Origin of the sequence: Thioclava sp. F36-7, from assembly GCF_002020075.1 — a bacterium.
Taxonomy (GTDB): domain Bacteria; phylum Pseudomonadota; class Alphaproteobacteria; order Rhodobacterales; family Rhodobacteraceae; genus Thioclava; species Thioclava sediminum.
In genome coordinates this window covers 227,315-241,862 of sequence record NZ_MPZR01000003.1, presented here as the reverse complement: position 1 = coordinate 241,862, position 14,548 = coordinate 227,315, and the positions used below count along the sequence as shown (strand labels likewise).

Here is a 14,548-nt window from a genome sequence, read left to right as displayed (position 1 = left end):
GAGTTTCATGGATTACGCGCTCAGCGAGGAACAGCAGGCCATTTTCGATATGGCTTACGCCTTCGGGCAAGACGAGATCGCCCCCCATGCCGAGGCGTGGGAAGAGGCCGGCACGATCCCGAAAGAGCTCTGGCCGAAAGTGGCCGAGCTGGGTCTGGGCGGCATTTACGTCTCCGAAGACTATGGCGGATCGGGGCTGTCGCGCCTCGATGCCACGCTCGTCTTCGAGGCGCTGGCGATGTCCTGCCCCGCCGTGGGCTCGTTCCTGTCGATCCACAACATGTGCGGCGGCATGATCGACAAGTTCGGCTCGGATGAGGACAAGGCGCGCTGGCTGCCCGATCTGGTCAGCATGAAGAAAGTCTTCTCCTACTGCCTGACCGAACCGGGCTCGGGCTCGGACGCGGCGGCTCTGCGCACCAAGGCCGAGCGCTCGAACGAGGGCTGGGTGCTCAACGGCACCAAGGCGTTCATCTCCGGCGGCGGCTATTCGGATGTCTACGTGACGATGGTCCGCACCGGCGATCCGGGGCCCAAGGGCATCTCCACCGTGGTGGTCGAGGACGGCGCAAAGGGGCTCAGCTTCGGCGGTCTGGAGCGCAAGATGGGCTGGAAAGCCCAGCCAACCGCACAGGTGCAATTCGACGATTGCCACATTCCGGCGGAGAATCTGCTGGGCGAAGAGGGCAAAGGTTTCAGTTATGCGATGGCAGGCCTCGATGGCGGGCGTCTCAACATCGCGGCCTCGGCTTTGGGCGGCGCGCAGGCCGCGCTGACCAAGACGCTGGCCTATATGGGCGAGCGCAAAGCCTTCGGCAAATCGCTCGACCAGTTCCAGGCGCTGCAATTCCGCCTTGCCGAGATGGAGGTGAAACTGGAATCCGCGCGCACCTTCCTGCGTCAGGCGGCGTGGAAGCTCGACAACAAGACCCATGATGCGACGAAGTTCTGCGCCATGGCTAAACTCTATGTGACGGATGCCTCATTCGATGTGGCAAACCAATGCCTGCAATTGCATGGTGGTTACGGCTATCTTGCCGATTACGGGATCGAGAAGCTCGTACGCGACCTGCGCGTGCACCAGATCCTTGAAGGCACGAATGAAATCATGCGGCTGATCATCAGTCGCGCGATGCTGGCGGAGCGTGGATGACCGAAGAAACGATGATCGCACGAAAAGAAGGTCGCGCCGGACGGCTGACCTTCAATCGACCCAAGGCGCTCAACGCGCTCGATCACGACATGGCCATGGCGATCGAGGCGGCTCTCGATCAATGGCGCGACGACCCGGAGGTCGATCTTGTCGTGATCGACGCGGTGGGCGATCGCGCCTTCTGCTCGGGCGGCGACATTGCCGCCGTCTACCGGGCCGGAATCGCAGGCGATTATGCGCCCGGGCGCGATTTTTGGCGCGACGAATACCGGATGAACGCCAAGATCGCGGAATATCCCAAACCCGTCGTCGCCTTTATGCAGGGCTTCGTGATGGGCGGCGGCGTCGGCGTCGGCGGCCATGCCAGCCACCGGATCGTGGGCGAGAGCACGCAAGTGGCGATGCCCGAAAGCGGGATCGGGCTGATCCCGGACGTGGGGGGCACGCTGTTGCTGGCGCGCGCGCCGGGCCATGTGGGCGAATATCTCGGCCTCACCGGGGCGCGGATGAACGCGACCGACGCGCTCTATGCGGGGTTTGCCGATATGTTCGTGCCCGAGGCCGATTGGGACGATTTGAAGACCCGGCTCATCGAGACCGGCAATATCGACATCCTGCCCCATCCGCGCACCTCGCCCGAAGCCGGCAAGCTGGAGGGCCTGCGCCCCGAGATCGACCGGATTTTCTGGGCCGAGAACCTCGCCGCGATCGTCGCCAAGCTCGAGACTTCGGGCAGCGAGTTCGCCGAGAAGACCTACAAGACGGTGCTGCGCAACTCCGCGCTCTCGATGGAAGCGACGCTGCGCCTGATCCGCATGACCCGCGCCGAGAACACCATCCGCGCCGCCCTCACCCATGAGTTCCGCTTTACCTGGCGTGCGGCGGAGCTAGGTGATTTTCTCGAGGGCGTGCGGGCGCAGATCATCGACAAGGATCGCAATCCGCAATGGAAATATGCTCTGGATGCGCTGCCGGAAGAGGCGGTCGCGCAGATGCTGGAGCCGCTCGGCCCCGAATGGGCCATCTGGGAGGAGACACCATGAAAATCGCATTTATCGGGCTTGGAAACATGGGTGGGCCGATGGCGGCCAATCTGGTCGCCGCGGGTCACAAAGTGATCGGCTTCGACCTCACCGCCCCGCCGCCCGAGGGCGTGGGTCAGGCGACGACCGCAGCGGCGGCCGCGCAGGAGGCCGAGGTTGTCATCACCATGCTGCCCAACGGCCAGATCCTGCGCGACGTCGCCAAGGAGGTGATCCCGGCGATGCAGGAAGATGCGGTGCTGTGCGATTGCTCGACCGTCGATGTCGATAGCGCGAAAGCGGTCGCCGCGATGGCGGCAGAGCGCGGCCTCGGGTCGCTCGACGCGCCGGTTTCCGGTGGCGTGGGCGGCGCGACCAACGGCACGCTGACCTTCATGGTGGGCGGTGACGCGAAAAGCTTCGAGATCGTGAAGCCCCTCTTCGACGTGATGGGCCAGAAGGCCGTGCATTGCGGTGAAGCGGGTGCCGGCCAGGCTGCGAAGATCTGCAACAACATGATCCTCGGCGTGACGATGATCGCGACCTGCGAAGCCTTCGCGCTGGCCGACAAGCTGGGCCTCGACCGCGAGAAGATGTTCGACGTGGTCTCGACCTCTTCCGGTCAGAGCTGGTCGATGAACACCTATTGCCCCGCGCCGGGCGTCGGGCCGCAATCGCCTGCCGACAACGACTACAAGCCGGGTTTCGCGGCCGAGCTGATGCTCAAGGACCTGCGGCTGAGCCAGCAGGCTGCCGAGAGCGCCGATGCCGACACGCCGATGGGCAAGCTCGCCTCCGCGCTCTACGCGGCTTTCGTGGAGGCCGAAGGCGGCAAGGGGCGCGATTTCTCGGCCATGCTGCCGCGTTTCGAGAAGCGCTCGCGCAGCTGAGCGGGGGCGCGTCACCGCGCCTCCCGCAGTTAATCCTTGCCGCTTGAGCTTGCGTAACAGTATCAAGATCAAAGGAAACTGCGCCACCGAAAGGGCTTTGCATGTTCAAGAACAATGTCGGCGGCATCGACCGCACTCTGCGCATCGTGGTCGGGCTGGCCCTGATCATCGGCTTCTTCGTCACCCCGCCCGGCCCCTATCACTGGCTGTACTGGATCGGGTTGATCCCGCTTGCGACCGGGTTGCTGGGCACCTGCCCGCTTTATTCGATGCTGGGTGTCAATACCTGCAAGAAGTAACCCCTACGACCTAAGTTCGCCCTCGGGCGAGCCGGACCCCGCCGAAGGACCGTGTGTCTTCGGCGGGGTCTTGCTTGTGAGAAGGTATGTTTCGATTCCGCAATGGAACGGCCCGGCAGGTATGGTCATTTATATCCCGAGACGCGCCTGAGGCGCTTATGGAAAGGAGAGGTCACATGAAACGCCTGACCCAGCTTACCCTCGCCGCCGCCCTCGGGGCGATCCTTCTGCCCGGTGCGGCCCTTGCCGACGGGCATGGCCACGGCAAGTGGAAGAACGACCGCGGCCACGCGGAGCGCAATTACAAGGGCTGCCCGCCGGGGCTGGCCAAGAAGAACAATGGCTGTCGCCCGCCGGGCCTCGCCAAGAAGAGCTATCGCCATGACGACGAGCGTGATGACGCATGGCGGGACGCCGACCGCCGCTGGCGTCGCGGCGACAGAATCATTGGCGATTATGTCCTGATCCGCGACCCGAATCGCTACGGGTTAAACGACAATCGGACCTACTGGCGTTCGAACGGATACGTTTATCAGGTCGACCGTCAGACCGGCGAAGTGCTCGCATTGATCGGACTCGCGCGTTCGATCCTCGGGAACTGACCGCGCAAACGCAGAAACGACGTTCAAAATGACGTTACGAAAAGTGAAGACCCGCGCGGGTTTGCGCGGGTCTTTCATATTTTCTGAAACCATCATTAGAATTTATTTAAGCATTTTCAGCGCCCTAGCAAAACCGCCGGCACACAATCGCACACAAACGCGTGCATAGCGGTAATGCGGAATCTGCAATGGACCTTTTCGCCGCAATGCGGCATTTGGTCCACCAAGACGAAAGGAAACGCGCATGACTTATCTTCCCCGTATCGCGCTGATCGCGGTGATCGGTGCAGCCCTTACCCCGATGGCAGCTCTCGCAGATGGTCCGATGAGCGCCGCAGGTTCGAAACTCGCTTCGAGCGTCTCGGTCGCAAACCAGGCAAATGCTGAAAAGCCCTCGGTTCGTAACAACCTTCTGTGGCAAGTTGGCCAGCAGATCACCGAGAACCACGTTCGCCTCCGTCAGCCCGACGCATTCGGCCTGAAGGCTGACGCGACCTACTGGCGCTCGTTTGGCTACATCTACGAAGTCAGCCCCGAGAGCGGCGAAGTGATCGCCCAGATCGGCAAAGCTTCGGACGTCGTCGGCTTCTGAGCCACAGTCCAGACGGAAAGTTACGAACGGGCGGAACCACTCCGCCCGTTTTTTCTTGTCCTCAAAAGCCTGGAGGACAGAAACATGCGTCGATTCTCAATTTCATTGCCCGATGGTATCTGCGTGGCTAGGCTTTCGCGATGAGGATCGTGACACGCCCGCTCGCCCTGATCGCGCTGACCTGCGCCCTGCCCGCCCTCGCCTCCGCCGAAGGATCGGCGCAAGGGGTCCAAATGATGCGCGGCGGCAAGATCGACATGGGCAATGCCACAGCCGAGACCAAGACCGCCGCAAAAGCCGCACCGGAGTGCAAGACGCTCACGACGGGCGACACGTTCTGCAAGGTCGCCACGACCAACGGAACGGCGCGCTGGGTGCTGCAAGGCCAGATGGAGCCCGAGTTCAGCGTCGGCGACGACTTCCCGGTCTATCAGCACTCGATGATCCTGAACCTGCGCCGCTACGACCTGCCGATCGTGACCGGCGCCTGGCGCTACTACAGAGTACGCGGCGTGATCTACAAAGTGGGTGCGGAAGACCACAAGGTCATGGAAGTCATCGGCCGCACCGCGCGGCGCTGAGCCCGCGGTCACGGTCGAAGTCATCGGCGCGGCGGATCACTCCGCCGCGACCTTCACCCCCAGCATCTGCGCGAGGTAATGGCCGGTATGGCTGCGCGGATTTTCGGCCACCTGTTCGGGAGTGCCGACCGCCACGATCTCACCACCGCCATCGCCACCCTCGGGGCCGATATCGATGATATGATCGGCGGTCTTGATGACGTCGAGATTGTGCTCGATCACCACGACGGTGTTGCCCTGCTCCACGAGGCTGTGCAGCACCTCTAGCAGTTTTCGAACATCTTCGAAGTGCAAACCGGTCGTCGGCTCGTCCAGAATGTACAAAGTGCGACCTGTGGCGCGTTTCGACAGTTCCTTGGACAGCTTCACGCGCTGCGCTTCGCCGCCCGACAGGGTCGTGGCCTGCTGGCCGACCTTGATATAGCCAAGGCCCACTTCCATCAGCGCGTCCATCTTCTCGCGGATCGAAGGCACCGCCTTAAAGAACTCCTGCGCATCCTCGACCGTCATGTCGAGCACATCCGCGATGGACTTGCCCTTGTACTGGATCTCCAGCGTCTCGCGGTTGTAGCGCTTGCCCTTGCAGGTCTCGCATTCGACATAGACGTCGGGCAGGAAGTGCATCTCGATCTTGATGACGCCATCGCCCTGACAGGCCTCGCAGCGCCCGCCCTTCACGTTGAAGGAGAAGCGGCCCGGCTTGTAGCCACGCGCCTTCGCCTCGGGCAGACCGGCGAACCAGTCGCGGATCGGGGTGAAGGCCCCGGTATAGGTCGCTGGGTTCGAGCGCGGCGTGCGCCCGATCGGGCGCTGGTCGATGTCGATGACCTTGTCGAGATGCTCCAGCCCCTTGATCGTATCGCAGGGCGCGGGCGTCTGACGCGCGCCGTTGAGCCGCATCGAGGCAGTTTTGAACAGCGTCTCGATGGTGAGCGTGGACTTGCCCCCGCCCGAGACGCCGGTGACGCAGACGAACTTGCCCAGCGGGAACTCGGCCGTGACGTTCTTGAGGTTGTTGCCGGTCGCGCCAACCACCTTGAGCTTCTTCTTGTTGCCCTTGCGCCGTTCCGTCGGCACCGCGATCTCGCGCTTGCCGGACAGATATTGCCCCGTCAGCGAGGCCGCATCGGCGGCGATCTCGTCGGGCGTGCCGCGCGCGATGACCTGACCGCCATGGACGCCCGCGCCGGGGCCGATATCGAAGACGTAATCGGCATGGCGGATCGCATCCTCGTCATGCTCGACCACGATCACGGTATTGCCCTGATCGCGCAGGTTTTTCAGCGTTTGCAACAGGCGGTCATTGTCGCGCTGGTGCAGACCGATCGAGGGCTCGTCGAGCACATAGAGCACGCCCGTCAGCCCCGAGCCGATCTGCGACGCCAGTCGGATCCGCTGGCTCTCGCCGCCCGACAGCGTCCCCGCCGCGCGGCTCATCGTCAGGTAATCGAGGCCCACATTCACGAGGAAACCGAGACGTTCGCGGATTTCCTTGAGGATGGCCGTCGCGATCTCGTTCTTCTGGTGCGACAGGCTGCCCGGCACGGTGGCGACCCAGTCATGGGCCTCCTTGATCGACATCTCGACGACATGGCCCACATGCTTGCCGCCGATCTTCACGGCGAGCGCTTCGGGCCGCAGTCGATAGCCGCCGCAGGCGTGGCAGGGGCGGTTGTTCTGATACCGCTCCATCTCTTCGCGCGACCAGGCGGAGTCGGTCTCGCGGTAGCGGCGCTCCATATTGGGGATGATCCCCTCGAAGGTGCGACTGACCTCATAGACGCGCCCGCCCTCGTCGAAGCGGAACTTGATCTCCTGATCGCCAGAGCCGCGCAGGAACAGCTCCTGCACAGTCTCCGGCAGGTCCTTCCACGGCTTCTTCGGATCGAAACCGTAATGTTTCGACAGCGCCTCGATCGTCTGGGTGTAATAGGGAGACTTGGTCCGCGCCCAAGGCGCCAGCGCCCCGCCCTGCACCGAGAGCGTCACATCGGGCACCATCAGGCGCTCGTCGAAGAACAGCTCGACGCCGAGGCCGTCACAGACCGGACAGGCCCCGAACGGCGCGTTGAACGAGAACAGGCGCGGCTCGATCTCGGGAATGGTGAAGCCCGAGACCGGACAGGCGAAGTTTTCCGAAAACGTCGTGCGTTCGGGTTCACCCTCGCCTTCGCGCGGGGCGCTCTCGAAGATCGCGATACCGTCAGCAAGGTCGAGCGCGGTGCGGAAGCTGTCCGCCAGCCGCGTCTCCATCCCCTCGCGCACGACGACACGATCCACGACCACGTCGATGTTGTGGCGGAATTTCTTGTCGAGCGTCGGCGGCTCTTCCAGCTCGTAGAATTCGCCATTGACCTTCACGCGCTGGAAGCCCTGCTTGCGCAGCTCGATGAACTCCTTGCGATATTCGCCTTTGCGGTCGCGCACGATGGGGGCGAGCAGATAGCCGCGCGTGCCCTCCTCCATTTGCATCACGATATCGACCATGTCCTGCACCTGCTGCGCCTCGATCGGCTCGCCGGTGGCAGGCGAATAGGGCGTGCCCGCGCGGGCGTAGAGCAGACGCAGGTAGTCGTAGATTTCGGTCACGGTGCCGACGGTGGAGCGCGGGTTCTTCGACGTGGTCTTCTGCTCGATCGAGATCGCGGGCGACAGGCCCGAGATGTGATCGACATCGGGTTTGCCCATCATATCGAGGAACTGGCGCGCATAGGCGCTCAGACTTTCGACATAGCGGCGCTGCCCTTCGGCATAGATCGTATCGAACGCCAGCGAGGATTTCCCGGAGCCCGACAGCCCCGTGATCACCACGAACTGGTCGCGCGGAATATCGACATCCACGCCCTTGAGATTGTGCTCGCGCGCGCCGCGCACTTCGATGAACTTCAGTTCAGCCATCCACGCCCCCTTTATCACCAGCCCTAGATAGGTGTTTCCGTGCGAGTCTCCAATCCAAATCTGCGAACGAAATGTGAACTTTTGACTCTGCGCGGATGTCACGCGCTTTGCGCGCGCCGCCTGCCCGCCTCGCAGCAGGATCAAAATCGTGGCAGATCGGCGTTAAATTCCATTTCTTGAATGTATTTTCGCTCCGTTCCGCGCTAATACTCTTGAAAGCCTCCCGGCATTTGCCACATGAGGCGGGAAACGGATCTTTCGGGTCCAGCGAACGCAAGAGGTATTGAGATGCTGAACTTCCTTCGTCCTTCCGGCGGTGGCCGCGTGGAAAAAATCTCGGCGAAAGACGCCGTGGCCAAGGCGAAAGCCGGCGAACTGACCGTCGTCGACGTGCGCGAGGGCATGGAAGTCAAAAGCTCGGGCAAGGCCAAGGGCGCGCTGCATATCCCGCTGGCGACGATCCGCATGAAGGCCGACCCGTCGAGCCCCGAGAAGCATCCCAAGCTGGACACGTCGAAGCCGGTCGCCCTCTATTGCGCCTCGGGCGCGCGTTCGGCCGGTGCAGCGCAGATGCTCGCCCAGCTGGGCTACGAGCATGTCTACAACATCGGCGGTCTAGGCGACTGGCATGCAGGCGGCGGCGAGATCGAACGCTGATCGCGCGCTGCATCGCATGATTTTGAAGGGGTCCCGCCGGGGCCCCTTTTGTTTTGCGCGCCCCGCGGAATTGCGCGGGCGCGGCGCGTGCCTATATCGAGACCGAATGTTTTCGCGTGGAGATGATCACGATGGGATATGCCAAGACTGCGATGCTGATGGCGGCGATGACGGCGCTGTTCATGGGGTTGGGCTACCTGATGGGGGGCGCGACCGGCATGGTGATCGCGCTGATCTTCGCCGCCGGGATGAATGTCTATTCGTGGTGGAATTCGGACAAGATGGTCCTGCGGATGCATAACGCGCATCTGGTTGCGCCGGGCGACCGCGCGGGGCTGAACGCGCTGGTGGGCCAACTGGCGAAGAACGCCGACCTGCCGATGCCCGCCGTCTACCTGATCGACACGCCGCAGCCCAACGCGTTCGCCACCGGCCGCAACCCCGAGAATGCCGCCGTCGCGGTGACCGCCGGGTTGATGCAGAGCCTGTCGCGCGAGGAGCTGTCCGGCGTAATCGCCCACGAGCTGGCCCATATCAAGCACCGCGACACCGCGATAATGACGGTGACGGCAAGCTTCGCCGGTGCGATTTCGATGCTGGCGAATTTCGCCCTGTTCTTCGGCGGCTCGCGCGAGCGGATGGGGATCATGGGGACGCTGGCGATGATGCTCCTCGCCCCGATGGCGGCGGCGCTGGTGCAGATGGCGATCTCGCGCACCCGCGAATATGCGGCCGACAAGGAAGGCGCTGCGATCTGCGGCAATCCGCTCTGGCTGGCCTCGGCGCTGCAGCGGATCGAGGCGGGCGCGCGCCGGGTCGAGAATGTCGCCGCCGAGCGCAATCCCGCGACCGCGCATATGTTCATCATCAACCCGCTGAGCGGGCATGGCGCGGATAACCTGTTCGCCACCCACCCCTCGACCGAGAACCGCGTCGCCGCGCTGCGCCAGCTTGCGGGCGGTACGGGTGCGCGCCGGGAACGCGCGGCCCCTGCTCCGGCTACGGGCGATTGGAGCGGTGCGCGCTCGATGCCGAAGGTGCGGCGGAAGGGCAAGAACGGGCCTTGGGGGTGAGGGCCGCGCCCGACCCTCGGGTGGGCGCTTTGCTCCGTCAGAGACCGGGCACTTTATCTCTCAAGCCCGCAAGTCGGTCGGCCTCAAACTGACATCGCCAATGCGCCCTCCCGCGGGGAGGGTCGGGCGCGGCCCGGGGCTGGTCGCCCCGCGCTATAAGAAAAAGGCCGGGGTTTACCCCGGCCTTTCGCATCTCTCGGCACATCCGATCAGAAGTGGATCGCGCGCCCGTAAGCGTCGAGCACCGACTCGTGCATCATCTCCGACAGGGTCGGGTGCGGGAAGACGGTGTTCATCAGGTCTTCCTCGGTGGTCTCGAGCTGACGACCCACGACATAGCCCTGGATCAGCTCGGTCACTTCCGCGCCGACCATATGCGCGCCCAGCAATTCGCCGGTCTTCGCGTCGAACACGGTCTTCACCAGACCTTCGCTCTCGCCCAAGGCAATCGCCTTGCCGTTGCCGATGAAGGGGAAGCGGCCGACCTTGATGTCGTAGCCCGCCTCTTTCGCCTTCGCTTCGGTCATGCCGACCGAGGCGACCTGCGGCTGGCAATAGGTGCAGCCCGCGATCGAGCCCGGCTTGACCGGATGGGCGTGCTTGCCCGCGATCAGCTCGGCCACCATCACGCCCTCATGGCTCGCCTTGTGCGCGAGCCACGGTGCGCCCGCGATATCGCCGATGGCATAGAGCCCGTCGACGCCGGTGCGGCAGTATTCGTCGGTCACGACATGGGTGCGGTCGACCTTCACGCCCGCTTCTTCAAGGCCCAGATCCTCGACATTGCCGACGATACCGACCGCGGAGATCACCGTGTCGACCTCCAGCGTCTCGGTCTTGCCGCCCTTGTCGAGCGTCGCGATGACCTTGTCGGCCTTGCGGTCGAGCTTGGTCACGGTGGTCTTCTCGCGGATCGTCATGCCCTGCTTCTCGAACTGCTTCTTGGCGAATTTCGAGATTTCCTCGTCTTCGACGGGCAGCACGCGATCCATCACCTCGACGACCGTCGTCTCGGCGCCCAGCGTGTTGAAGAAGCTGGCGAATTCAATACCAATCGCGCCCGAGCCGATGACAAGCAGCTTCTTCGGCTCATGCGGCGGGTTGAGCGCGTGCTTGTAGGACCAGACGCGCTTGCCGTCGGCCTCGAGCCCCGGCAGGTTGCGCGCCCGCGCGCCGGTGGCCAGCACGATGTTCTTGGCGGTCAACTCTTCGCTACCCTTGTCGGTCTTGACCGAAACTTTACCCTTGCCGGCAAGCTTCGCCGTGCCCATCACGACATCGACCTTGTTCTTCTTGAGCAGATGGCCGACGCCGGAAGCGAGCTGCTTGGCCACCCCGCGCGAGCGTTTCACCACCGCGTCGAGGTCATAGCCGAACTTCTCGGCGCTGAGACCGAAATCCTTCGCGCGCTCCATCAGGTGGAACACCTCGGCCGAGCGCAGCAGCGCTTTCGTGGGGATACAGCCCCAGTTGAGGCAGATGCCGCCCAGATGCTCGCGCTCCACGATCGCGACCTTAAGGCCCAGCTGTGCGCCCCGGATGGCGCTGACATAGCCCCCCGGCCCTGCCCCGATCACAATCATGTCGTAGCTTTTCGATGCCATGTCTTCCCTCCGGTCAGAAACTGGTTTGGCATTAAACTATTTTACGGACAGCTTCAACTCATCCGCATCCGCAAGCGCTTTGCGGTAGCCGCCCTGTTCCATAAATGCCTGTTCCTCGGGCGTCGTTTCGCGATCTAGCGCGGAATTGCGCCAAGGGAAGCGCCCGAACCGTTCGATCACTGAACGATGTGCGCGCGCATGGCGCAGGTTATCCTCCGAGCGCCAGCGCTCGGCGAACAGAGAGACCGCCCGGTCCTGATCGGACAGCGCCTCGGAATGCATGAAAGGCAGGTAGAAGAACTGCTGCAGCGGCGGGCCGATCTGCAGGTCGAACCCTTCGGCAATCGCGCGATCGGCATGGCGGCGCGCCATTGGGTCGGTCTGAAAGGCGCGCGGGTCTTCGCGAAACATGTTGCGCGGGAACTGATCGAGCAGCAGCAAAAGCGCCAGCGCGCCCTCGGCGTTACGCTCCCATTCGCTCAGCGCGCCTTGCGCGCCCACCTGCCAGAGCGGCGCATAGCGACGCCGGATCGCGGCGTCGATCTGCTCGCTCGACTGATACCAGTATTTCTCGCCGACCTCGATACGCCAGAAGCGTATAATCTCATTGATGCGATCCATGGTGACGGCCCTCCCCTGCCGTGCCTGCCCCGCCTGATCTTCAGATCATGGTAGGGCAAGCGCAGGAGCAGGCAAAGGGGGCTTGCGTCAGCCGGTGGTCTCGGTGCGCTTGTCGGCCTCGGACGGCTCGTCCGCCTCTGCCTCCGCTTCGGCTTCTGCTTCGGCTTCCGCTTCTTCCTGAGCGACTTCGAGACGGGCCTCGACCGCTACCGCCGTCGCCGTCGGCGAAAGCAGCGTGTAGGAGCCGGTCTCGTCCGCCGAAGGCGCTTCGCGGCGCGTCATCCGCCATGCGGCATAGCCCGCGATCCCGGCACAGAGCACCCCGATATAGAGGAAGAACCCGCCCGGTCCCATGACGCTCATCAGCCAACCGGTCACCAGCGGCCCCGCCACCGCGCCGAGCCCGTTGATGAACATCAGCCCCGCCGAAGCGGACGCCATATCGGAATAATCGAGATAATCGTTCGTATAGGCGATCAGCAGCGAATAGAGCGGGTTGGCCACACCGCCGATCAGCGCCGCCCCGATCAGCAGCACCCAGAAGGGCGGGTTCGTCGCGAAGATCGCGAAGGTCACCACCGCACCTACAAGCGCCGCGCCCATGATCACGCGGCGCCGGTCCATCCGGTCCGAGGCCCATCCGATTGGAAACTGCAAAAAGAGGCCGCCCACGTAGATCGCCGCCACGAAGGCCGAAATCTGCTTCACGTTGAGCCCTTCGGCGGTGCCCCAGACCGAGGCCATGCCGAACATCGCCGAGATGATGCCGCCCAGCAAAAAGATCCCCACCATGCCCAGCGGCGAGGCCTCCCAGAGCCGCTTGAAGGTCATGCGCTGGATCGTCTCGAAGCTGGGTGCGGGCGACGCCGCGAGCAGGATCGGCGTGAAGGACAGCGACACAAGCACCGAGGGGATCACGAAGAGGAGATAGCCCGCCGGGTCGCCCACGTTCAGCAGCAGCTGCGCGGTGACGATGCCGAACATCTGCATGATCATGTAGAGCGACAGCGCCTGCCCGCGCGTCTCGTTGGTCGAGCCCGCGTTCAGCCAGCTTTCCGCCGTGATATACACGCCCGAGAAGGAGAAGCCGATCAGCACGCGCAACGCCACCCAGGAGGGCCAGTTCGGGAAGGCGGCATAAAGGACGAGGATCGCCGAGATCAGTGAGCCGAGCGCCGCGAAGACCCGCACGTGACCGACGCGCGCGATCATCTCCGGCACCATGCGCGACCCGAACAGGAAGCCCGCGAAATAGGCCGACATGACGAGCGACATGTAGAAAGTGTCGATACCCTCGATCTTGCCGCGGATACCAAGCAGCGTGCCCTGCATCCCGTTGCCGACCATCAAGAGCATGATGCCCAGCAATAGCGGCCATGTCTGGCGCAGCACTAACAACATGTCTTGGACTCCCGGGGACTGATTTGGATTGCGTCGTGTCGCGGCATCTAGTCCGCAGCGGAGACATTTCCAAGCCCTGAAAGCGACTCTACGGAATTAGAAGCGACGCATCGCCGTAAGAGAAGAAACGATATCCCGTCTTAACTGCATGATCGTAAATTTCGCGTATACGGTCCTGGCCCATCAAAGCCGAGACCAGCATCAGCAGGGTCGATTTCGGCAGATGGAAATTCGTCATCAGCGCGTCGGTGATGCGGAATTCGAAGCCGGGATAGATGAAGATGTCGGTGGCGTCACGGAAGGGCACGATATGGTCCTTCGCGCCGCCCTCGGCGCGCGCGGCGCTTTCGATCAGGCGCAGCGCGGTGGTGCCCACGGGAATGACCCGGCCGCCCGCCTGTTTGGTCGCGTTGATCTCGGCTGCCGCCTGTTCGCTCACCTCGCCCCATTCGGCATGCATCTTGTGGGTGGTGACGTCCTCGACCTTCACCGGCAGGAAGGTGCCCGCGCCGACATGGAGCGTGACTTCGGTGAACTCCACGCCCTTGGCGGCGAGCGCCTCCAGCAGCTCGCGGGTGAAATGCAGGCTCGCGGTCGGGGCCGCGACCGCACCGGAATGGCGCGCGAAGACGGTCTGGTAATCGCGCTTGTCCTCGTCATCGGGGGCACGCAGCGCCGCGATATAGGGCGGCAGCGGCATCGCTCCGGCCTCAGCCAGAGCGGTGTCGAAATCCTCGCCCGACAGATTGAAGCTGAGCCGCAGCTGGCCGTTCTCGATCGCCTCGACCCTGGCCGAGAGCGCGTCCGAGAAGACGATCTCCTCGCCCTCCTTCACCTTGCGCAAAGGCTTGGCCAGCGCCGACCATTCGCCGCCCGGTGCGGGTTCCAGAAGCGTCACCTCGACCTTCGCGACCACCTCGCCCTGCGCGCTTTGCCGGGTCCGGGTGCCTGCCAGCCGCGCCGGGATCACCTTGGTGTTGTTGAGCACCAGCCGGTCGCCGGGGCGGAAGATGTCGATCAGGTCGCGCACATGGCGGTCATGGATCGCATCGCCCTCGGCCAGCAGCAGCCGCGCCGCATCGCGCGGGCGCGCGGGCCGCGTCGCAATCAGCCCCTCTGGGAGCTCGAAATCGAAATCGTCTAGCTTCATCGTCA

14 protein-coding genes are annotated in these 14,548 nt (G+C 63.7%); 9 read left to right on the top strand and 5 right to left on the bottom strand.

Going from position 1 to position 14,548, the window contains the following annotated elements; translation table 11 throughout:
- The first annotated feature begins 7 nt into the window (after nucleotides 1-7).
- From BMI89_RS06960 to BMI89_RS06930, 7 genes are all read left to right on the top strand, one after another.
- Entirely contained in the window at nucleotides 8-1,153 is a 1,146-nt protein-coding gene (locus BMI89_RS06960; RefSeq protein WP_078570342.1) for an acyl-CoA dehydrogenase family protein, read from the top strand.
- The gene (locus BMI89_RS06955) at nucleotides 1,150-2,196 is read left to right on the top strand and encodes an enoyl-CoA hydratase/isomerase family protein (RefSeq protein WP_078570341.1); all 1,047 of its coding nucleotides are present in this window, start codon (nucleotides 1,150-1,152) and stop codon (nucleotides 2,194-2,196) included. Before BMI89_RS06960 ends, BMI89_RS06955 begins: the two co-directional genes overlap by 4 nt.
- Nucleotides 2,193-3,065, top strand: coding sequence for a 3-hydroxyisobutyrate dehydrogenase (mmsB, locus tag BMI89_RS06950; RefSeq protein ID WP_078570340.1), 873 nt, complete (start codon nucleotides 2,193-2,195; stop codon nucleotides 3,063-3,065). The genes BMI89_RS06955 and mmsB overlap by 4 nt, the downstream gene beginning before the upstream one ends.
- Nucleotides 3,066-3,166: 101 nt before the next feature.
- Nucleotides 3,167-3,364, top strand: coding sequence for a DUF2892 domain-containing protein (locus BMI89_RS06945; protein ID WP_078570339.1), 198 nt, complete (start codon nucleotides 3,167-3,169; stop codon nucleotides 3,362-3,364).
- Between the two features lie 176 nt (nucleotides 3,365-3,540).
- Nucleotides 3,541-3,966, top strand: a complete 426-nt coding sequence (locus tag BMI89_RS06940) for a hypothetical protein (RefSeq protein WP_078570338.1) — start codon at nucleotides 3,541-3,543, stop codon at nucleotides 3,964-3,966.
- Nucleotides 3,967-4,210: 244 nt separating this feature from the next.
- Entirely contained in the window at nucleotides 4,211-4,558 is a 348-nt protein-coding gene (locus tag BMI89_RS06935) for a hypothetical protein (protein ID WP_078570337.1), read from the top strand.
- 149 nt (nucleotides 4,559-4,707) lie between these two features.
- On the top strand, nucleotides 4,708-5,139 hold the full coding sequence (locus tag BMI89_RS06930) for a hypothetical protein (RefSeq protein WP_143593842.1): 432 nt from the start codon (nucleotides 4,708-4,710) through the stop codon (nucleotides 5,137-5,139).
- A gap of 36 nt (nucleotides 5,140-5,175) precedes the next feature.
- Here BMI89_RS06930 and uvrA read toward each other — a convergent pair whose 3' ends face one another.
- Entirely contained in the window at nucleotides 5,176-8,037 is a 2,862-nt protein-coding gene (gene uvrA, locus BMI89_RS06925) for an excinuclease ABC subunit UvrA (RefSeq protein WP_078570335.1), read from the bottom strand.
- Between the two features lie 288 nt (nucleotides 8,038-8,325).
- On the opposite strand from uvrA, the gene BMI89_RS06920 reads away from it, so the two are divergent.
- Nucleotides 8,326-8,694 carry a rhodanese-like domain-containing protein gene (locus BMI89_RS06920; RefSeq protein WP_078546795.1) on the top strand — a complete coding sequence of 123 codons (369 nt, stop codon included), beginning with the start codon at nucleotides 8,326-8,328 and terminating at the stop codon, nucleotides 8,692-8,694.
- Nucleotides 8,695-8,825: 131 nt separating this feature from the next.
- Entirely contained in the window at nucleotides 8,826-9,767 is a 942-nt protein-coding gene (gene htpX / locus BMI89_RS06915) for a zinc metalloprotease HtpX (RefSeq protein WP_078570504.1), read from the top strand.
- Between the two features lie 209 nt (nucleotides 9,768-9,976).
- On the opposite strand, the gene lpdA is transcribed toward htpX, so the two are convergent.
- The 4 genes from lpdA to queA all read right to left on the bottom strand — a co-directional run bounded on the left by lpdA (nucleotide 9,977) and on the right by queA (nucleotide 14,543).
- Nucleotides 9,977-11,371: a dihydrolipoyl dehydrogenase gene (gene lpdA / locus BMI89_RS06910; protein WP_078539426.1), complete on the bottom strand. Its 1,395-nt coding sequence runs from the start codon at nucleotides 11,369-11,371 to the stop codon at nucleotides 9,977-9,979.
- Between the two features lie 36 nt (nucleotides 11,372-11,407).
- Nucleotides 11,408-11,992 (bottom strand): DUF924 family protein, encoded by a 585-nt coding sequence (locus tag BMI89_RS06905; RefSeq protein WP_078570334.1) that lies wholly within the window; start codon nucleotides 11,990-11,992, stop codon nucleotides 11,408-11,410.
- Between the two features lie 87 nt (nucleotides 11,993-12,079).
- Nucleotides 12,080-13,393 (bottom strand): MFS transporter, encoded by a 1,314-nt coding sequence (locus BMI89_RS06900; RefSeq protein WP_078570333.1) that lies wholly within the window; start codon nucleotides 13,391-13,393, stop codon nucleotides 12,080-12,082.
- An 88-nt stretch (nucleotides 13,394-13,481) separates the two neighbouring features.
- The gene (gene queA, locus BMI89_RS06895) at nucleotides 13,482-14,543 is read right to left on the bottom strand and encodes a tRNA preQ1(34) S-adenosylmethionine ribosyltransferase-isomerase QueA (RefSeq protein WP_078570332.1); all 1,062 of its coding nucleotides are present in this window, start codon (nucleotides 14,541-14,543) and stop codon (nucleotides 13,482-13,484) included.
- Between the last annotated feature and the right edge of the window lie 5 nt (nucleotides 14,544-14,548).